Annotated in this window: 14 protein-coding genes; 5 read left to right on the top strand and 9 right to left on the bottom strand. The window is 72.1% G+C overall.

The genetic code is table 11. The annotated features are described in order from the left end of the window. The first annotated feature begins 9 nt into the window (after nucleotides 1-9). Nucleotides 10-876: a glucose-1-phosphate thymidylyltransferase RfbA gene (gene rfbA / locus ABC795_RS14400; protein ID WP_347057873.1), complete on the top strand. Its 867-nt coding sequence runs from the start codon at nucleotides 10-12 to the stop codon at nucleotides 874-876. 16 nt (nucleotides 877-892) lie between these two features. Here rfbA and ABC795_RS14405 read toward each other — a convergent pair whose 3' ends face one another. The 4 genes from ABC795_RS14405 to ABC795_RS14420 form a co-directional block, all read right to left on the bottom strand. After that, a complete protein-coding gene (locus tag ABC795_RS14405) occupies nucleotides 893-1,783 on the bottom strand; it encodes a DNA-3-methyladenine glycosylase 2 family protein (protein WP_347057874.1) in 891 nt (296 codons plus the stop codon). Nucleotides 1,784-1,859: 76 nt separating this feature from the next. Continuing rightward, nucleotides 1,860-2,630, bottom strand: a complete 771-nt coding sequence (locus tag ABC795_RS14410; RefSeq protein ID WP_347057875.1) for an SDR family NAD(P)-dependent oxidoreductase — start codon at nucleotides 2,628-2,630, stop codon at nucleotides 1,860-1,862. 22 nt (nucleotides 2,631-2,652) lie between these two features. Further along, nucleotides 2,653-3,753 carry a mannose-1-phosphate guanylyltransferase gene (locus ABC795_RS14415; protein ID WP_347057876.1) on the bottom strand — a complete coding sequence of 367 codons (1,101 nt, stop codon included), beginning with the start codon at nucleotides 3,751-3,753 and terminating at the stop codon, nucleotides 2,653-2,655. Between the two features lies 1 nt (nucleotide 3,754). Further along, on the bottom strand, nucleotides 3,755-4,696 hold the full coding sequence (locus ABC795_RS14420) for a glycosyltransferase family 2 protein (protein ID WP_347057877.1): 942 nt from the start codon (nucleotides 4,694-4,696) through the stop codon (nucleotides 3,755-3,757). A 147-nt stretch (nucleotides 4,697-4,843) separates the two neighbouring features. Between ABC795_RS14420 and glf the strand changes: the two genes are divergently transcribed. After that, complete coding sequence (gene glf / locus ABC795_RS14425; RefSeq protein ID WP_347057878.1) at nucleotides 4,844-6,031, top strand: UDP-galactopyranose mutase; 1,188 nt, start codon at nucleotides 4,844-4,846, stop codon at nucleotides 6,029-6,031. A gap of 7 nt (nucleotides 6,032-6,038) precedes the next feature. Beyond that, a complete protein-coding gene (locus ABC795_RS14430) occupies nucleotides 6,039-7,985 on the top strand; it encodes a glycosyltransferase (RefSeq protein WP_347057879.1) in 1,947 nt (648 codons plus the stop codon). Nucleotides 7,986-7,997: 12 nt separating this feature from the next. On the opposite strand, the gene ABC795_RS14435 is transcribed toward ABC795_RS14430, so the two are convergent. The 5 genes from ABC795_RS14435 to ABC795_RS14455 form a co-directional block, all read right to left on the bottom strand. Beyond that, nucleotides 7,998-8,903 carry a glycosyltransferase family 2 protein gene (locus ABC795_RS14435; RefSeq protein ID WP_347057880.1) on the bottom strand — a complete coding sequence of 302 codons (906 nt, stop codon included), beginning with the start codon at nucleotides 8,901-8,903 and terminating at the stop codon, nucleotides 7,998-8,000. Further along, on the bottom strand, nucleotides 8,900-9,670 hold the full coding sequence (locus ABC795_RS14440) for an ABC transporter ATP-binding protein (RefSeq protein ID WP_347057881.1): 771 nt from the start codon (nucleotides 9,668-9,670) through the stop codon (nucleotides 8,900-8,902). Before ABC795_RS14440 ends, ABC795_RS14435 begins: the two co-directional genes overlap by 4 nt. After that, entirely contained in the window at nucleotides 9,667-10,500 is an 834-nt protein-coding gene (locus ABC795_RS14445; protein ID WP_347057882.1) for an ABC transporter permease, read from the bottom strand. The genes ABC795_RS14440 and ABC795_RS14445 overlap by 4 nt, the downstream gene beginning before the upstream one ends. Before the next feature lie 105 nt (nucleotides 10,501-10,605). After that, nucleotides 10,606-13,329, bottom strand: coding sequence for a hypothetical protein (locus ABC795_RS14450; RefSeq protein ID WP_347057883.1), 2,724 nt, complete (start codon nucleotides 13,327-13,329; stop codon nucleotides 10,606-10,608). Beyond that, nucleotides 13,326-13,898 carry a hypothetical protein gene (locus tag ABC795_RS14455; protein WP_347057884.1) on the bottom strand — a complete coding sequence of 191 codons (573 nt, stop codon included), beginning with the start codon at nucleotides 13,896-13,898 and terminating at the stop codon, nucleotides 13,326-13,328. Before ABC795_RS14455 ends, ABC795_RS14450 begins: the two co-directional genes overlap by 4 nt. A 653-nt stretch (nucleotides 13,899-14,551) precedes the next feature. On the opposite strand from ABC795_RS14455, the gene ABC795_RS14460 reads away from it, so the two are divergent. Together ABC795_RS14460 and ABC795_RS14465 are read left to right on the top strand one after the other, a co-directional pair. Continuing rightward, nucleotides 14,552-15,859: an LCP family protein gene (locus ABC795_RS14460; protein ID WP_347057885.1), complete on the top strand. Its 1,308-nt coding sequence runs from the start codon at nucleotides 14,552-14,554 to the stop codon at nucleotides 15,857-15,859. Nucleotides 15,860-15,933: 74 nt separating this feature from the next. Then, nucleotides 15,934-16,728 carry a TIGR03089 family protein gene (locus ABC795_RS14465; RefSeq protein WP_347057886.1) on the top strand — a complete coding sequence of 265 codons (795 nt, stop codon included), beginning with the start codon at nucleotides 15,934-15,936 and terminating at the stop codon, nucleotides 16,726-16,728. Nucleotides 16,729-17,056: the final 328 nt, after the last annotated feature.

The raw sequence follows: 17,056 nt of genomic DNA on the forward strand, positions 1-17,056 counted from the left end.
TCGCCGATCATGCGCGGGATCATCCTGGCCGGAGGCACGGGGAGTCGTCTGCTCCCCATCACGCAGGCGGTCAGCAAGCAGCTCATGCCGGTCTACGACAAGCCGATGATCTACTACCCGCTCTCCACGCTGATGATGGCCGGCGTCCGCGAGGTCCTGGTCATCACCACCCCCGGCGACAGCGCCGCCTTCCGGCACCTTCTCGGCGACGGCAGCCGGCTGGGGATGCGGATCGAGTACGCCGCGCAGCCGCGGCCCGAGGGGCTGGCACAGGCCTTCCTGATCGGGGCGGAGTTCCTCGACGGCGAGCCGGCCGCCCTCGTCCTGGGCGACAACATCTTCTACGGCGCGGGCCTGGGCACGGCCCTCTCGCGGCTGCCCGCGCCCGACGGCGGCCACGTGTTCGCCTACCACGTGGCCAATCCGCAGGACTACGGCGTCGTGGAGTTCGGCGCTGACGGCCGGGTCATCTCCATCGAGGAGAAGCCGGTCACGCCGAAGAGCTCCTACGCGGTCCCGGGGCTGTACTTCTACGCCGGCGACGTCGTCGAGGTCGCGCGGGGCATCACCCCCAGCGCCCGCGGCGAACTCGAGATCACCGCGGTGAACGAGCACTACCTGCGGCAGGGGCGGCTGACGGTCACCGCCCTGGACCGGGGCACCGCCTGGCTCGACACCGGCACGTTCGGCTCGCTCCGCCAGGCCACCGAGTTCGTCTCCGTGGTCGAGGAACGCCAGGGGTTGAAGATCGGCTGCATCGAGGAGGTCGCCTGGCGCAACGGCTGGCTGGACGACGACGGGCTCGTGCGGGCGGCGGGACCGCTCGGCAAGAGCGGCTACGGCGACTACCTGCTCGGCCTGCTCACCGACCGCTGAGGGGACGGGTCCCCGGTCAGCGGCGCCGGTTGTCGACCGGGGCGAAGCGGGGGCCGCGGCGGGGCCGGCGCGGGCCCCCGGCGAGGATCAGCCGCACCACGCGCTGCCGGTGACCGCGCCACGGCTCCAGCAGCTCGAGCATCCCGGCGTCGTCGGTGTCGCGGCGCCCGGTGAGCGCGAAGCCCACGGTGTTCTTCAGGTGGTAGTCACCGACGCTGACCGCATCGGGGTCGCCGCACGCCCGCTGCACGACCTCGGCCGCGGTCCACACGCCGATGCCGGGGATCGAGCACAGCCGCCGCTGCAACACCGCGGAGTCACAGTCCTCGCCGGGCTCGAGCCGGTGGGCCACGGTGGCGACGGCGCGCAGCGCCCGGCGGCGGGCCCCGTCGAGGCCGCACCGGTGCCACTCCCAGTCGGTGACCTCCAGCACCCGCCTCGCCGGCGGGACGACCCGCATGCCCGCGGGCGCGGGTCCGGGCGCCGGCTCCCCCGCGAGGCGGCACAGCTCGCGGAAGACCCGGTAGGCCTCCGCCGTCGTCACCTTCTGCTCCAGGACGGCGGGCAGCAGCGCGTCCCACGCACGGCCGGTGCGCCCGAGCCGCAGCTGCGGATGGGTCCGGTGCAGCTCGGCCACCAGCGGGTGGGCGTCGCCCGGGCGGAACTCCTCCGGCCGGTCGTCGGCGCCCAGCCACCCGGGCACCGCCGTGCCGGCCCGCTCGGCGCCCGGCCCCCAGGCCTCGATCCGCAGCTCCCCGGCCGCCTGACGGAGCCGGACGGTGGCCGGCCCGTCGGGGGTGCTCGTCGTCCGCCAGAGGGCGCCCTCGGCCACCTGCATCGTCGGGTCGGCCGCCCCCCGCCGGTGCAGGGACAGCGCGCGCACCACGTCGAGGGGCCAGCCGGGCACCCAGGCGGACGCGTAGTCGGCGGCGGCCCGGGTGCCCGGTGTGGTGCTCGTGCTCAGGAGGTGCTCCGGGGAGTGGTCAGCGGGGTGCCATGCGCAGCGCGCCGTCCATCCGGATGACCTCGCCGTTGAGGTAGCCGTGCTCGACGACGGCGAGCGCCAGCTGGGCGAAGTCGTCGGGACGTCCGAGCCGCTTGGGGAAGGGTATGCCCGCCGCGAGGGCCTGCCGCGCCTCCTCGGGCAGCGCGCCGAGCAGCGGCGTGTCCACGAGGCCCGGGGCGATGGTGCAGACCCGCACGCCGACGCTGGAGAGGTCGCGGGCCGCCGGCAGCGTCATGCCCACGATGCCGCCCTTGGAGGCGGAGTACGCGACCTGGCCGATCTGGCCGTCGTAGGCGGCGATCGAGGCCGTGTTCACCACGACGCCGCGCTCGCCGTCCTGGTCCGGCTCGGTGGTCGCCATGGCGGCGGCCGCCAGGCGCAGCACGTTGAAGGTGCCGACCAGGTTGACCATGACCGTGCGGGTGAAGGCGCCCAGGTCGTGCGGCTGCCCGTCGCGGCCGACGGTGCGCTGGGCCCAGCCGATGCCGGCGCAGTTGATCGCCACCCGCAGCGGGCGGTCCTTGCCGGCCGCCTCGGCGATCCCGGCCTGCACCGACGCCTCGTCGGTGACGTCGGTGCGCAGGAAGGTGGTGTGCCCACCCAGCTCGGCGGCCAGCGCGGCGCCCTTCTCCTCCTGGAGGTCCAGGATCGTGACGGCGGCCCCGCGGGCGGCCAGTGCTCGGGTGGTGGCCTCGCCGAGCCCGGAGGCTCCTCCGGAGACCACGGCTGCGACGTCGAAGCTCTTCATGCCCGGAGGCTAACCAGCCCGCTCACCCGAAACGTGGCCCGTGCCGCTCCTGCACGGCGGCGAGCAGCTGCTTGATCCGCTCGGCGTCGCCCACCGGGCAGACCATGGTGACGTCCGCGGTGTGCACCACCACGCTGTCGCGCACCCCGACGAGGGCGACGAGGTGGCCAAGGTCGTCGCTGAACACGATGTTGCCCGCGCCGTCGAGCACGACGGAGAGCCCGTGGACGGCGTTGCCCGCGCCGTCGTCGCCCAGGGTGGAGGCCAGCGCCGGCCAGGAGCCGACGTCCAGCCAGTCGACGTCCAGGTCGACGACGAGCACGCGACCGGGCTCGGTGGCGGCCGGCTCGAGGACCGCGTAGTCGACGCTGATCTTCGGCAGGGTCGGGAACACCTCGGCCAGGACGGTGTCCCGTCTCGGGCCGGCCGGGGCGGCCGTGATGCGGGCCAGCCCCTCGGCCGAGGCGGGCAGGTGGTCGGCGAGCGCGTCCAGCACGGTGCGGGCCCGCCACACGAACATCCCGGAGTTCCACAGGTACTCCCCCGATGCCAGGTAGCGCTCGGCGGTGGCCCGGTCGGGCTTCTCACGGAAGGAGGCGACCTCGGTGACGCCCGGCCGGCCGGTCGGCCCGCCGCGCTGCACGTAGCCGAACCCGGTGGCCGGCGAGGTCGGCGTGATGCCCAGGGTGATCAGCGAGCGAGGGCGGTCGGCGAGGGCGTCGAATGCGGTCCGGAGCGCCTCGGCGAAGCGTTCGACCGGGCGGATGACGTGGTCGGCGCTGACCACGGCCAGGTCGGCCTCGGGGTCGACGTCGGCGACCAGCGCCGCGGTCAGGCCGACGGCGTTGGCGGTGTCCCGGGCCACCGGCTCGAGCACCAGCCGGTCGGGACGCAACTCGGGTAGCGCGGCGCGGACCTGGCCGGCGTAGCGCGCCGCGGTGCAGACCCAGATGCCCTCGGCGGGCAGCACCGCGCGCAGCCGGTCCCAGGCCTCGGCGAGCAGGCTGTGCGGGACGCCGTCCCCGCCGGCGACCACGTCGAGCAGCTGCTTCGGCCGGTCGGCGCGGGAGAGCGGCCACAGCCGCGTGCCGGAGCCTCCGGCCATGATCACCGCATGGCGCACGTCAGCCCTCCCGTCCGGTGCCGGTCGGCTCGGGCACCGCGGCCAGCTCCCGAGCCCGCCGCTGGAACGGGGCGCCGGCGGCCACCCGCCCGCTGACGTAGGAGAGCAGCATCCGCCCGCCCAGGCCGGCGCGGAGCGCCGCGCGCAGCGGAGCGTGCCGGCGCCCCGGGTACTGGCCGGAGAGGTAGCGGAGCGCGCTGGTGTGGTGCACCCGCTGCATCCGGTGCGGCTCCCGCTTGGTGGCGTGCCCGCCCTCGTGCTCCACGACGGCGCTCGGGACGTAGACGTGCAGGAAGCCGCGGCGGGTCAGCCGCTCGGCCAGGTCGACGTCCTCGAAGTACATGAAGTAGCCGGGGTCGAACCCCCCGACCGACCAGTAGGCCTCCAGGTCGACCAGCAGGCAGGAGCCGCTCAGCCAGCCGGCCGGACGCTCCCGCGGCGCCTCCCGCTCACGCCGGTAGCGCGCCGTCCACGGGTTTCCCGGCCACGCCCAGCCCAGCAGGGCGTGCCCGGCGCCGGTGGACAGCCGGGGCAGGTCGCGGGCCGAGGGGTAGAGGTCCCCGGCGGGCGTCATGATCGCCGGGCCGAGCGTGGCCGCCCGCGGCCAGCGGTCGGCGGCGGCGAGCAGCTCGTCCACCGACCCCGGGGAGAAGCGCAGGTCGGGGTTGGCGATCAGCGCCCGCCCGGTCCGCAGGTCGGCCAGGCCGGCGTTGGCCGCCGCGCCGTAGCCGATGTTGCCGCCGGTCCGCAGCACCCGGACGTGCGGGTGCCGGGCGGCGGCCTGCTCCGGAACGCCGTCGGTCGAGCCGTTGTCGGCGAGGACCACGTCCACCGGCCGGCTGGTCGCCAGCGCGAGCGAGTCGATGAAGCCTTCGAGGGCCTCGCCGGGCGAGTAGGTGACGGCGACGACGCGCAGCGGAGGGTTGTCGGTCGGAGTGGCCACGCCCGAACCCTAGGCAGTGCGGCCGCGCGCCGCGGAACGCCGCGCACGGTGACCGGTGAGGTGGGTGTGACGGAACGGGCCGCCTCGCCCGCGCGGTACCCGTGGCGTGGTCGTGCACCCCTCTCCTGGCAGGTACCGTCGGCGCCCGTGACTGATACAGCACCAGACCTCGTGGTCGTCGGTTCCGGCTTCTTCGGACTGACGGTGGCCGAGCGCGTCGCCACCCAGCTCGACAAGCGCGTGCTGGTCATCGACCGCCGTGACCACATCGGCGGGAACGCCTACTCCGCGCCGGAGCCGGAGACTGGGATCGAGGTGCACGTCTACGGCGCGCACCTGTTCCACACGTCGAACGAGCGGGTCTGGCAGTACGTCAACCAGTTCACCGAGTTCACGAACTACCAGCACAAGGTCTACTCGATCTACCAGGGGCAGACGTACTCCCTGCCGATGAACCTGGCCACCATCTGCCAGTACTTCGGGAAGAGCTTCTCCCCCGACGAGGCACGCGCACTGGTCGCCGAGCAGGCCGGCGAGTTCGACACCGCCGAGGCTGCCAACCTCGAGGAGAAGGCCATCTCGCTGATCGGCCGCCCGCTCTACGAGGCGTTCATCCGCGGCTACACGAAGAAGCAGTGGCAGACCGAGCCCACCGAGCTGCCGGCCGCGGTCATCGCCCGGCTCCCAGTCCGGTACACGTTCGACAACCGCTACTTCAACGACACCTACGAAGGGCTGCCGAAGGACGGGTACACCGCCTGGCTGCGGCGGATGGCCGACCACCCGAACATCGAGGTGCGGCTGAACACCGACTACTTCGACGTCCGCGACGAGCTGCCCGGCGACGTCCCCACCGTGTTCACCGGGCCGATCGACAAGTACTTCGACTACGAGGCCGGGGAACTGGGCTGGCGGACGCTGGACTTCGAGACCGAGGTCCTCCCGATCGGCGACTTCCAGGGCACCTCGGTCATGAACTACGCCGACGAGGACGTCCCCTTCACCCGCATCCACGAGTTCCGCCACTTCCACCCCGAGCGGGACTACCCCACGGACAAGACCGTGGTCGTGCGGGAGTTCTCGCGATTCGCGCAGACCGGCGACGAGCCGTACTACCCGATCAACACTCCCGAGGACCGCGCCAAGCTGGAGCGCTACCGCGAGCTCGCGGCCAAGGAGGCCGCCGAGAAGCGCGTTCTCTTCGGCGGTCGGCTGGGCACCTACAAGTACCTGGACATGCACATGGCCATCGGGTCGGCGCTGACCATGTTCGACAACCGCATCCGCCCCTTCTTCGACCAGGGCGGCGCCCTCGACGGCCGCCTGGAGGACTGACCACCACATGACGACTACACATGAGACGGTGTCCCCGGAGCGGGTCAGCGAACCGACCGCCGCCGATCTGGCCGAGGGCAAGGCCGTCACGCTCCTCCAGCGCGTCATCTTGCCGCGCCCGGGTGACCCGCTGAAGGTCCGTAGCCTCTACGTCGACGAGGAGCGGAACAAGCGGGTCAAGTCCACCACCCGCTCGGACGCGACCGTGGCCGCGGGCAGCGAGGTCTCCTTCGCGACCTACTTCAACGCCTTCCCGGCGAGCTACTGGCGCCGCTGGACGGTCCTGGAGCGGGTCATCCTGCGCATGCGCCTCTCCGGCCCCGGCCGCGTCGACGTCTACCGCTCCAAGGCCGACGGCAGCATCATCCACGTCACCGGCACGACGACCACGGGCGAGGACCGGGCGCTGGAGCTCGACCTGGACCTCGCGCCGTTCGAGGACGGCGGCTGGTACTGGTTCGACGTCACCGCCGACGACGCGCCGGTGACGGTGCACGAGGCCGACTGGTCCGCCGCGCGCGAGCCGGCCCAGGACACCCGCCTGTCGATCGGCATCTGCACCTTCAACCGGCCCGACGACTGCGTCTCCGCGCTCGCCGCGCTGGCCGGCGACCCCGTCGTCGACGGGCTGATCTCGCGCGTCATCGTCGCCGACCAGGGCACCAAGAAGGTCCGCGACGCGGGTGGCTTCGCCGACGCGGCCGCCGCCCTGGGCGACCGGCTGCTGCTCGTCGAGCAGCCCAACCTCGGCGGCAGCGGCGGGTTCTCCCGCACCATGCACGAGGCGCTGAACTCCACGGACGCGACGCACCACATCCTGCTCGACGACGACGTGCAGCTCGAGCCCGACAGCATCGCGCGAATGTTCGCCTTCGCCGGCTTCACCAAGAAGCCGATGCTGGTGGGCGGCCAGATGCTGGCCTTGCAGGACCGCTCGGTGCTGCACACCATGGGCGAGGTCGTCGCGCCGGAGAAGTTCTTCTGGCGGGCGGCACCCAACACCGAGTACGCCCACGACTTCGCCAGGCGGAGCCTGCGGTCGACCCCCGCCCTGCACCGGCGGATCGACGTGGACTACACCGGGTGGTGGATGTGCCTGATCCCCCGCCAGGTGATGCAGGAGCTGGGCTTCGCGCTGCCTGTCTTCATCAAGTGGGACGACGCCGAGTACGGCATCCGCGCCGGAGAGCACGGCTACCCGACCGCGACGCTTCCGGGTGCGGCGGTGTGGCACCTGTCCTGGAGCGACAAGGACGACACCGCGGGGTGGCAGGCCTACTTCCACACCCGGAACCGGCTGGTCGCCGCGGCGCTGCACAGCCAGTACAAGCGGGGTGGCACGCTACTGCGGGACACCTTCAAGTTCGACCTGAAGTTCCTGATCATGCTGCAGTACGCCACCGCGGCGCTGCACCACCGGGCGTACGAGGATTTCCTCGCGGGCCCCGACCGGCTCTTCCCGCTGCTGCCTACTGCCCTGCCGACGGCGTTGCGGCACCAGGGCGACTACCCCGACGGCCAGGTCATCGGCTCCTCGTCCGACCTCCCCCTGCCTTCGATGAGCCCGACGAAGGCCGAGCGGTTCATGAAGCCGCCGACGACGCCGGCGACCATCACCCGCACCCTGGCCACGGCGCTCGCGCACAATCTGCGCAGGCCGAAGCCGGACGCCACCGAGCGCCCCCAGATGAACATCTCGGCGCAGGACGCCCGCTGGTTCCTGCTCGCCCGGCTGGACAGCGCCACCGTCGGTACCGCCGACGGCCGCGGCGTGACCTTCCGCCGTCGCGAGCCGGACACCTTCTGGCGGATGCTGCGTCACTCCATCCGCCTGCACGCGAAGCTGTACCGGGAGTTCCCGCGCCTGTCCAAGCAGTACCGGGCGCACCTGGACCAGCTCACGAGTCAGGAGAGCTGGGAGCGCGCCTTCACCGGTGGAGGCACCGGAGCCTGACCGGGGAGGAGCTCACGCCGGGCGCGTGAGCTCCTCCCGCCGTCCGGCCCGGGTGAGGCGGCGCCATTCGCGCCACCCAGCCGGATCCCGGCGGGACACGAGGAAGAACCAGCCGAAGCGGATCGTCTCCAACGGGCGCAGCCACCGCATGCCGGGCTGGGCCATCAGGTACCCGCGGTTGCGGTAGGTGAAGAACCGCTTCACGTCGTTGGCGGGGTACTGGGCCGACAGCCGCCCGCCGAGGATCGGCAGGAACTCCGTCGTCCCCTCGGGGTGCAGGTAGGCCGCAGCGGTGCAGGTGCCGAACGGGAGCCCGGCACGCAGTAACCGGCGGTGGATCTCGGTCTCGTCGCCGCGGAAGAACAGCCGGTAGTCCGGCACCCCGATGACGTCGAGGGCCTCGGCGCGGAAAAGGGCACCGTTGAACAGCGAGGCGTAGCGCGGCAACAGGTCGATGCCGGCGAAGTCGCTGCGGTGTCGCCGCCAGCGCAGCCCACGACGCAGCGGGAAGGCGAGCCGCTGCGGATCGGCCATGTCGGTGACCAGCGGCGAGACCTCCGCCAGGTCGTGCTCCCGAGCGCTGGCCAGCAACGTCCCCAGCACGGTCTCGTCGGCCGGTCGCCCGTCGTCATCGGCACACCACACCCAGTCCGCTCCCAGCGCCAGAGCCTGCAACATCCCCAGGGCGAAGCCGCCGGCACCGCCGAGATTGCGCGCACTGGGCAAGTAGGTGACCGGCAGCCCGCTCGCCCGCACCACGTCCTCAGCCGGCTGGTCGGGCCCGTTGTCCACGACCACCACGTGGTCGACCGGCCGGCTCTGGGCGGACAGCGCGGCCAGGCTCTGCGCCAGCAGCCCCTGCCGGTGCCGGGTGACGACGACGGCGACGACCTTCTCGGTGCCGGAGCCGACCGTCATGCCGATCGGCCCTTGTACGCCCGCAGGACCTCCTCGAGGTCCCCCTGCTGCCTGATCTGCCCGTGCTCCATCCAGATCGCGGTGTCGCACAGCTCGCGCAGCAGCTCGTCGGAGTGCGAGGCGAAGACCAGCAGACCCGAACGCTCCACCAGCTTCACGAGCCGCTGCTTGCTCTTCGCGAGGAAGGCCGCGTCCACCGCGCCGATGCCCTCGTCCAGCAGCAAGATCTCCGGGTCGATACTGGTGACCACGCCCAGGGCCAGCCGGACCCGCATGCCGGTGGAGTACGTCCGGAGCGGCATGCGTAAGAAATCGCCGAGCTCGGTGAAGTCCGCGATGTCGTCGACCCGCTCCTCCATCTGCTTGCGGGTCATCCCGAGGAACAGCCCGCGGACCATGATGTTCTCGAGGCCGGAGATCTCCGGGTCCATGCCCACGCCGAGGTCGAACACCGGCGCGACCCGGCCGCGCACCTGGGCGAAGCCCCGGGTGGGCTCGTAGATCCCCGAAAGCAGCCGCAGCAGCGTGGACTTCCCGGCACCGTTGTGGCCCACCAGCCCGACGCGGGCGCCGTGCTCGAGGTTGACGGTGATGTCGCGCAAGGCTTCGATCACGGGCACCTTGGCGCCGCTGTCTATGTTCCCGCCGACCAGCCCCATGACGGTCTTCTTCAGTGACCGGCTCTTGGCATCGAAGATCGGGAAGTCGACGCAGGCGTCCTTGGCGACGATGCTGACAGGGCCAGGATTGATCTGGGACACGCTCACACCCAATAGGAGACGCGGGACCGGTAGCGGCGCAGCACGAACATCGCGAGCGCCCACCCGACCACGGTGATGGCGAGGACGACCAGCCAGTAACGCAGCTGCTGGTCCTGGCCGAGCAGCGGCCGGCGGACGATCTCGAGGAAGTGCAGGAAGGGGTTGAACTCAGCCAGCCGCGCCCGCTCGGCGATCGCGGGGTTCGGGCTGTTCAGCAGCTCCTCGTAGATCCACACGATCGGCGTGAGGAAGAACATCAGCTGCACGACGCTCTGGGTGATCGGCAGGATGTCCCGGAACCGCGCCGTGACGACGCCGACGGCGAGCGCGACCCAGGCCCCGTTGACGGCGAGCAGGAGGAAAGCCGGCACGACGGCGATCGCCGTCCAGTGCAGCGGCTGCGGGAAGATCAGCAGCATGACGAGGTAGACGATCAGGTTGTGGGCGAAGAAGAGCGTCTGCCGCCACACCAACCGGTAGACGTGCGTCGACAGCGGCGCCGGGAGGTGCTTGATCAGGCCCTCGTTGCGGATGAACACCTCCGAGCCCTCGGTGATGCACCCGCTGATGAAAGCCCAGACGATGAACCCTACGAGCACGTGCGGCAGCAGCCGCTCCAGCTCGATGTCGAACAGGCCCGAGTAGAGGATCCCGAGCGCCACGGCGGTGACCGCCATGCTGATGGTGATCCAGATGGGCCCCAGGACCGAGCGCCGATAACGCTGCCGGATGTCCTGGAGGCCGAGGTGCCCCCAGAGCGGCCGTTGCTCCCACCCGCGACGGAGGTCGGCGACGGCGGCCGACAAGGTGCGCCCGGTGGGCTGTGCGGTTGTCACGTTTAAGCACGCTACCTGCGCCCATGTGCGCCCCGGCGCCGGCTCGCGAGCGCTGGCGGGACCCGTTCGTCACACGTGCCCCGCCAGCACTCGCACATCCCGTGGCTACTGCGTGGTGAGGGTTCCGTACTGGAAGTCGGCCTGCTGCTTGCCGCCCGTGAGCCGGGTGTCGGAGACGGGATAGCCCAGCCGCCCGGTCGTTCCCCCCTCGGCCAAATAGGCGGCGTTCAGCTCCGTCCTCAGAACGCGGGCCTGGGTCGCGGCCGACCAGTAGATCGTCCCGCCCTGGAAGCTGGTCAGGTAGCCCTGGCCACCCGGGGCGGCCGCGTCGCTGCTGGTCGGGAACCCCAGGTAGCCCGCCGACCCACCGGCCTTCTTCCAGGCCTCCAGGATCGCGCCCCGCACGACGTGCGCCCCGGTCTGCGCCGACCAGTGGATCTCGCCACCCTGGAACGGCGTCATGTACCCCCGCCCATCGGCCGTGACCCCGTCGTCCCCGGTCGGATAGCCCAGCGCCGCGGGACCGCCGGCCGCCTTGTACGCCGCCAGGATCCCGCCCCGCACCACCTTCGCCCCCGTGGCCGCCGACCAGTAGAACGAGCCGTGCTGGAAGTCGACGACGAAGCCACCGCGCCCGGCGGCCGCGTCGCTGCTGGTCGGGAACCCCAGGTAGCCCGCCGACCCACCGGCCTTCTTCCAGGCCTCCAGGATCGCGCCCCGCACGACGTGCGCCCCGGTCTGCGCCGACCAGTGGATCTCGCCACCCTGGAACGGCGTCATGTACCCCCGCCCATCGGCCGTGACCCCGTCGTCCCCGGTCGGATAGCCCAGCGCCGCGGGACCGCCGGCCGCCTTGTACGCCGCCAGGATCCCGCCCCGCACCACCTTCGCCCCCGTGGCCGCCGACCAGTAGAACGAGCCGTGCTGGAAGTCGACGACGAAGCCACCGCGCCCGGCGGCCGCGTCGCTGCTGGTCGGGAACCCCAGGTAGCCCGCCGACCCACCGGCCTTCTTCCAGGCCTCCAGGATCGCGCCCCGCACGACGTGCGCCCCGGTCTGCGCCGACCAGTGGATCTCGCCACCCTGGAACGGCGTCATGTACCCCCGCCCATCGGCCGTGACCCCGTCGTCCCCGGTCGGATAGCCCAGCGCCGCGGGACCGCCGGCCGCCTTGTACGCCGCCAGGATCCCGCCCCGCACCACCTTCGCCCCCGTGGCCGCCGACCAGTAGAACGAGCCGTGCTGGAAGTCGACGACGAAGCCACCGCGCCCGGCGGCCGCGTCGCTGCTGGTCGGGAACCCCAGGTAGCCCGCCGACCCACCGGCCTTCTTCCAGGCCTCCAGGATCGCGCCCCGCACGACGTGCGCCCCGGTCTGCGCCGACCAGTGGATCTCGCCACCCTGGAACGGCGTCATGTACCCCCGCCCATCGGCCGTGACCCCGTCGTCCCCGGTCGGATAGCCCAGCGCCGCGGGACCGCCGGCCGCCTTGTACGCCGCCAGGACCCCGCCCCGCACCACCTTCGCCCCCGTGGCCGCCGACCAGAACACCTGCCCGCCCTCGAAGGCCGTCGTGAATCCGCCACCGGGCGCGGGCGTGTCCCCTGACGTGGGGTAGCCGAGAGCACCGGCCTGCGCGCCGCGCTCGCGCCACTTGTCCAGGATCGCCCCGCGGACCTCGTACGCCTCGGTCGCGGCAGACCAGTAGATCGAGCCGCCCTGGAAGTCGGTGAAGAACCCGGTGCCCCAGGGGGCCGCCGTATCGTCCCCGGTGGGGTACCCGAGCGCGGCAGGACCACCGAGATGCAGGTACCTGTCGAGGATCGCCCCCCGCACGACGTGGGCACCGGTGCCGCGCGACCAGTAGAGGTGCCCGCCGGTGTAGGTGCGCCGGCATCCGTCGTTCGGGAGGTCGCAGGTCACGTCGGACGTCGGCGCCCCGATGTCCACCCCCGCAGCCCGTAGCGCGTCGTACTTCTCGAGCACTTCGGAACCGCCGGAGCTCTGCGTGCTGCCGAACCAGTCGGTGAAGTAGTTGTAGAAGTTCCGGTTGCCGTAGGCGGAGCAGACGTCCCCTGTGCCGTACCCGGCGCTGAGGGCGGCGCGGTTGGGCGTGTACGGCGTGTAATTGTAGAGCCCTGCGGTGGCCTGGTTCTGGATGTACACCGAGGCCCGACCGCAGTCACGGTCCTGGTAGTTGAACCGCGCGGGGTCCCCCGGGGCCACCTGGTACCCGATGCTGTTGGTCAGACCGGCCCGATAGCTGTACCTGCCGGGATTGGCACGGTAGTGCTTGAACTGCCGCGCCGCCGAGTACACCTGGTTGTAGAAGCCGTAGTACTGGGTGTCGCACGCGGCGGTGTCCGGGCAGCCGTACCCCATGGCGATCCGCAGCTTGCCGTCCGAGGGTCCGCTGGAGGTGATCAGCCCCTGCTCCTTTTGCAAGGTGACCAGCAGTGCCTGCGGATTGATGCCGCAGGCCTGGGCCACCTTCCAGATGATCTGCGCCGCCGTCTCCTGGGTCGCACCCTGGTAGGCACCGCAGCGGGTGTCGGCCGAGCGTGTCCAGGTGTCCTGCCGGAAGTTCTTGAGGCAGTTGCTGCCGGAGCAGTTCCGCCCCTTGTCCTGGAGGAACCGCTGGATCCGCTCGACGTTCATGGTGGACGTGTCGTAGAAGACCCCGTCGGTGATGATGTTGCCGGGGTCGAACAACGCCAGGTCCGCCGACTCGCGCAGGTCCGGGCTGCTCAGCAGCGAGCCGGTGCTCGCCACGAACGCCAGACCGCCGACCAGGAGGCCGGTGACGAGCAGCTTCAGCCGCTTCCTCACGGGACCACCACCGAGAAGACCGCCGACTCGCCGGTCGACCGCGCGGAGGTGTAGCTCAGGACCGCCTCGTAGGTGCCCGGGACGAGCGCGGGTCCCCCCGCCCGCACCTCGCCGCAGCTCGTGGTGGCCGCGTCCGGGACCGCCTCGGCCGAGCCGCTGGCGACCACACCGCCCCGCGACAGGGTGAGGGTGCAGGTACCGCCGCTCTCCACCGCGTCACCGACGAAGCCGCCGGCGACGGCCTCGCCGGCGCCCGGGTCCCAACCCGAGTAGGTGGACATCACGACAACCGGGCGCAGGGCGTCCGGCGCCGGCGCCGTGATGGGAACCGCCTCGGGATCCTCGTCGGCCGGCTCGGTGGGGACCGCCGACGGCTCGTCGAGCACCTCGTCGACGACCGGGGCGTCCGCGTCCCGGTCAGCGGTCGGCTGGGACACGCCTGCCCCGTCACCGCTGGGCGACGTGCCCCCGTCGGGGCGCGAGAGCAGGAACAGCAGTCCGACTCCTCCCAGGACGAGGAGCGCGAGCACGCCGAGGACGACCGGCCGGCGCGTGGCGGAACGAGACATGACAACTCCCAGGGCGACCGACGGTCGGAGCCGGTCATCGGCGTCTGGACGGGAAGGCGGGCGGACAGCGGCACCTCGCCCCATCCCAGTGTGTTGACGAGGCTACGCTTGGTCACCACGCGCATCGGTGAACGACGCGTCGTCGACCGGCTGTCGACCGCATTTCCCCCGCCGATGCGCTCGCCATCGGCGGCCCCGCTCCCGCGACGGCTGCGACTGGTGCGCATACAGGGACTCGGTGGGACACGACTAGCCGCGTGCAGATGGCAATTCTGTGCCGGAGAGCCCCCGGGCCTCGCACGAGTAGCTAGCCTTGCCAACACCGATGCACAAAGCGTCACAACTCGTCCGCCCGGCGCCAGGGGCCTCCTGGCACCCCTCGGACCGGCGCACGACACCGCTGTGAGGACCACGTGAGCCGAGACCGGAACGAGCAGGGCCGCCCGGCCGGGCGTCCGCTGCCCCCGCGCCTCGACCCCCGAGCGGGGCGGCCGCCACGGCTGCGCCCTGCCGGCGACCGACCGGGTCCAGCGGCCGGAGGCTCCCCTCGCGAGCGCCGCGGGGGCCGCAGCGCGGTCGCCGCTCGTGTCGTCGCAGGCGTCCTCTCGGCCACGCTCCTCGCCGGCTCCGGCTGGGGTTGGTACCTGGGGCAGGTGGCCTCCGCCACCGTCAACCGGACCGCCGCGATCCCCACGGACGGCAACGAGGGCTCCGGCAACGGGGAGGCGATGAACCTGCTCCTCGTGGGCAACGACAGCCGCAGCTCTCTCACCGAGCAGCAGCTGGCGGAGCTCAACGCCGGCACGGACTCGGGCGTCAACACCGACACGATGATCTTGGTGCACGTTCCCGCCGACGGGTCGCGCGCATCCTTCGTCAGCTTCCCCCGCGACTCCTACGTCGAGATCCCGGGCTACGGCTGGGACAAGCTGAACGCCGCTTACGCCTACGGCTACGCCGCGGCCGACGACGACGCGGCGGAGACGGTGCGCCGGGCCTCCGGCGCCCAGCTCCTGGTGCGCAGCATCAGCCAGCTCACCGGGCTGCGGATCGACCACTACGCGGAGGTCGACCTGCTCGGCTTCTTCAACCTGAGCTCGGTCGTCGGCGGCGTGGACGTCAACCTCTGCGAGGCGGTCGACGACTCCTTCTACTCGGGCGCGGTATTCCCCGCCGGGCCGCAGACCATCAGCGGCGCCGACGCCCTGAAGTTCGTCCGCCAGCGGCACGGTCTGCCCCGCGGCGACTTCGACCGGATCGTCCGCCAGCAGGTGTTCATCGGCGGCGTGCTCCGGAAAATGCTGTCCGAGGACGTGCTGCTCAACCTCGCGAAGCAGCGGGAGCTGGTCGAGGCGGCGGCGGAGTCGCTGACCGTGGACGAGTCGCTGGACCTGCTGGAGCTGGCCGAGCAGATGCAGTCGGTGACCGCCGGGAGCATCGAGTTCCAGACCGTGCCCAACGTCGGGACCGACAAGGCGGGCGCGAAGTCGATCGTCCGACTGGAGGAGCAGGAGACGCTGCACGACTTCTTCGCCCAACTGTCGGCCCAGCCGGAGCGGGAGACGCCGGCGACGGCCGAGGCTCCGGCGACCGTCGACCCCTCGACGGTGTCGGTCGACGTCTACAACGGCTCGGGGACCTCCGGGCTGGCCGCCAAGGCGGCTTCCGCCCTGATGGCGGCGGGATTCTCGGTCGGCGCGACCGGGAACGCCTCCTCGATGGACCACGACCAGACCGAGGTCCGCTACGCCGCCGGTGACGAAGCGCTCGCCAACACGGTCGCCGCCGCCATCCCCGGCGCAGTGACCGAGGAGAGCGACGACGCGGCCAGCGGCACCGTGCAGCTGGTCCTGGGCGGGGACTTCAACGGCGTCGGCCAGGCAGTCACTCCCGCGGCGCCCACCGCGGACGCGGAGGGCGAGGACGCCCGCACCGCAGCGGACACCACCTGCATCAACTGATCCCCTCAGGCGGTTCCGCGCGCCCGGGTGCGGGCGGGCGGGCCGCCGGGCCACGGCAGTGACAGGCTGTGCCCATGGCCGCCACACTGCCCGCTGATCTGCTCTCGGCCGTACTGCGACGGGACGGCGCCGCTCCCCTCGTGACGCAGTACGACGACACCACCGGCGAGCGAGTGGAGCTGTCCGCGGCGACTCTCGCGAACTGGGTGGCCAAGACGGCGAACCTGCTCCAGGAGGAGTTCGACGTCGGTCCCGGGAGCCGGGTGACGCTCGCCCTGCCGGTGCACTGGCAGACCGCCGCCGTCCTGCTCGCGGTGTGGAGCTGTGGCGCCACCGTCGTCGACACCGCCGCGGAGGACGAGGGCCGGCTCGATGACGCCGACGTCGTCCTGGCCGCCCAGGACCGGCTGCCCGCGCTGGAGGAACTCGGCCCTGCCGAACTCCTCGGCCTGTCACTGCACCCGCTGGGCATGGGCATGTCCGGGTACGTGGGCCCCGCGCGTGACTTCGCCCTGGAAGTGCGATCGCACGGTGACGTCTTCCACCCGTGGCAGGTCCCGGACCCGACCACGCCCGGGCTGGTCGTCGGTGGGCTCGAACTGCTCCTCGGAGGGCTGGTGAACGCCGCCCGGGAGCTCGCCACCCGGCTTGGCCTGGCCGAAGGCGACCGGGTTCTCGTCGACGAACAGACCGCCGCGGAGGCCGGCCCGGTCGCCTGGCTGCTGGCTCCCCTGTCCGCCGGCGCCTCCATCGTGCTCGTCCGATCACCCGATCCGGCGCTCCTGCCCGCTCGGGCCGCGACCGAGCGGGTCACCGCGACGCTGGGGCGGCGGGTGGACGGCGTTCGCGAGCTGGGCCGGCCCGCTTGATCGGTCCCGTGGGACCGGGGGACGATCGGGTGCACGAGCGTCGTCGTGGAGCCGACCAGGACCGCACCCGGACCGAACGCCCGGCCTGGTCATCCACCACGTCAGTGCGCCGGTCGCAATCCGTGCACCACGCCGCTGCACTCCCCGACGACGTCGTCGAGCGGTCTCTTCGTCGCCCCAGCTGGCGATGTCCACCCCGTCGCCGAGTAGTACGGCAAACGGACGACCGCCCCGTCCCATTCGACCTGATACCCGTGGGCCATGGTGCACCCTCCACTCGAGCATTCGTGCCGGAGGTAGGCACTCGACTACTTGCCGTGCATTTCCG

This window comes from Blastococcus sp. HT6-30 (assembly GCF_039729015.1).
Classification (GTDB): Bacteria; Actinomycetota; Actinomycetes; order Mycobacteriales; family Geodermatophilaceae; genus Blastococcus.

What these genes read in the sequence shown, in the direction of transcription:
- rfbA (WP_347057873.1), top strand. Translation starts at nt 10, where the DNA reads ATGCGCGGGATCATCCTGGCCGGAGGCACGGGGAGTCGTCTGCTCCCC.
- ABC795_RS14455 (WP_347057884.1), bottom strand. Translation starts at nt 13,898, where the DNA reads ATGTCTCGTTCCGCCACGCGCCGGCCGGTCGTCCTCGGCGTGCTCGCG.
- ABC795_RS14435 (WP_347057880.1), bottom strand. Translation starts at nt 8,903, where the DNA reads ATGACGGTCGGCTCCGGCACCGAGAAGGTCGTCGCCGTCGTCGTCACC.
- ABC795_RS14410 (WP_347057875.1), bottom strand. Translation starts at nt 2,630, where the DNA reads ATGAAGAGCTTCGACGTCGCAGCCGTGGTCTCCGGAGGAGCCTCCGGG.
- ABC795_RS14465 (WP_347057886.1), top strand. Translation starts at nt 15,934, where the DNA reads ATGGCCGCCACACTGCCCGCTGATCTGCTCTCGGCCGTACTGCGACGG.
- ABC795_RS14430 (WP_347057879.1), top strand. Translation starts at nt 6,039, where the DNA reads ATGACGACTACACATGAGACGGTGTCCCCGGAGCGGGTCAGCGAACCG.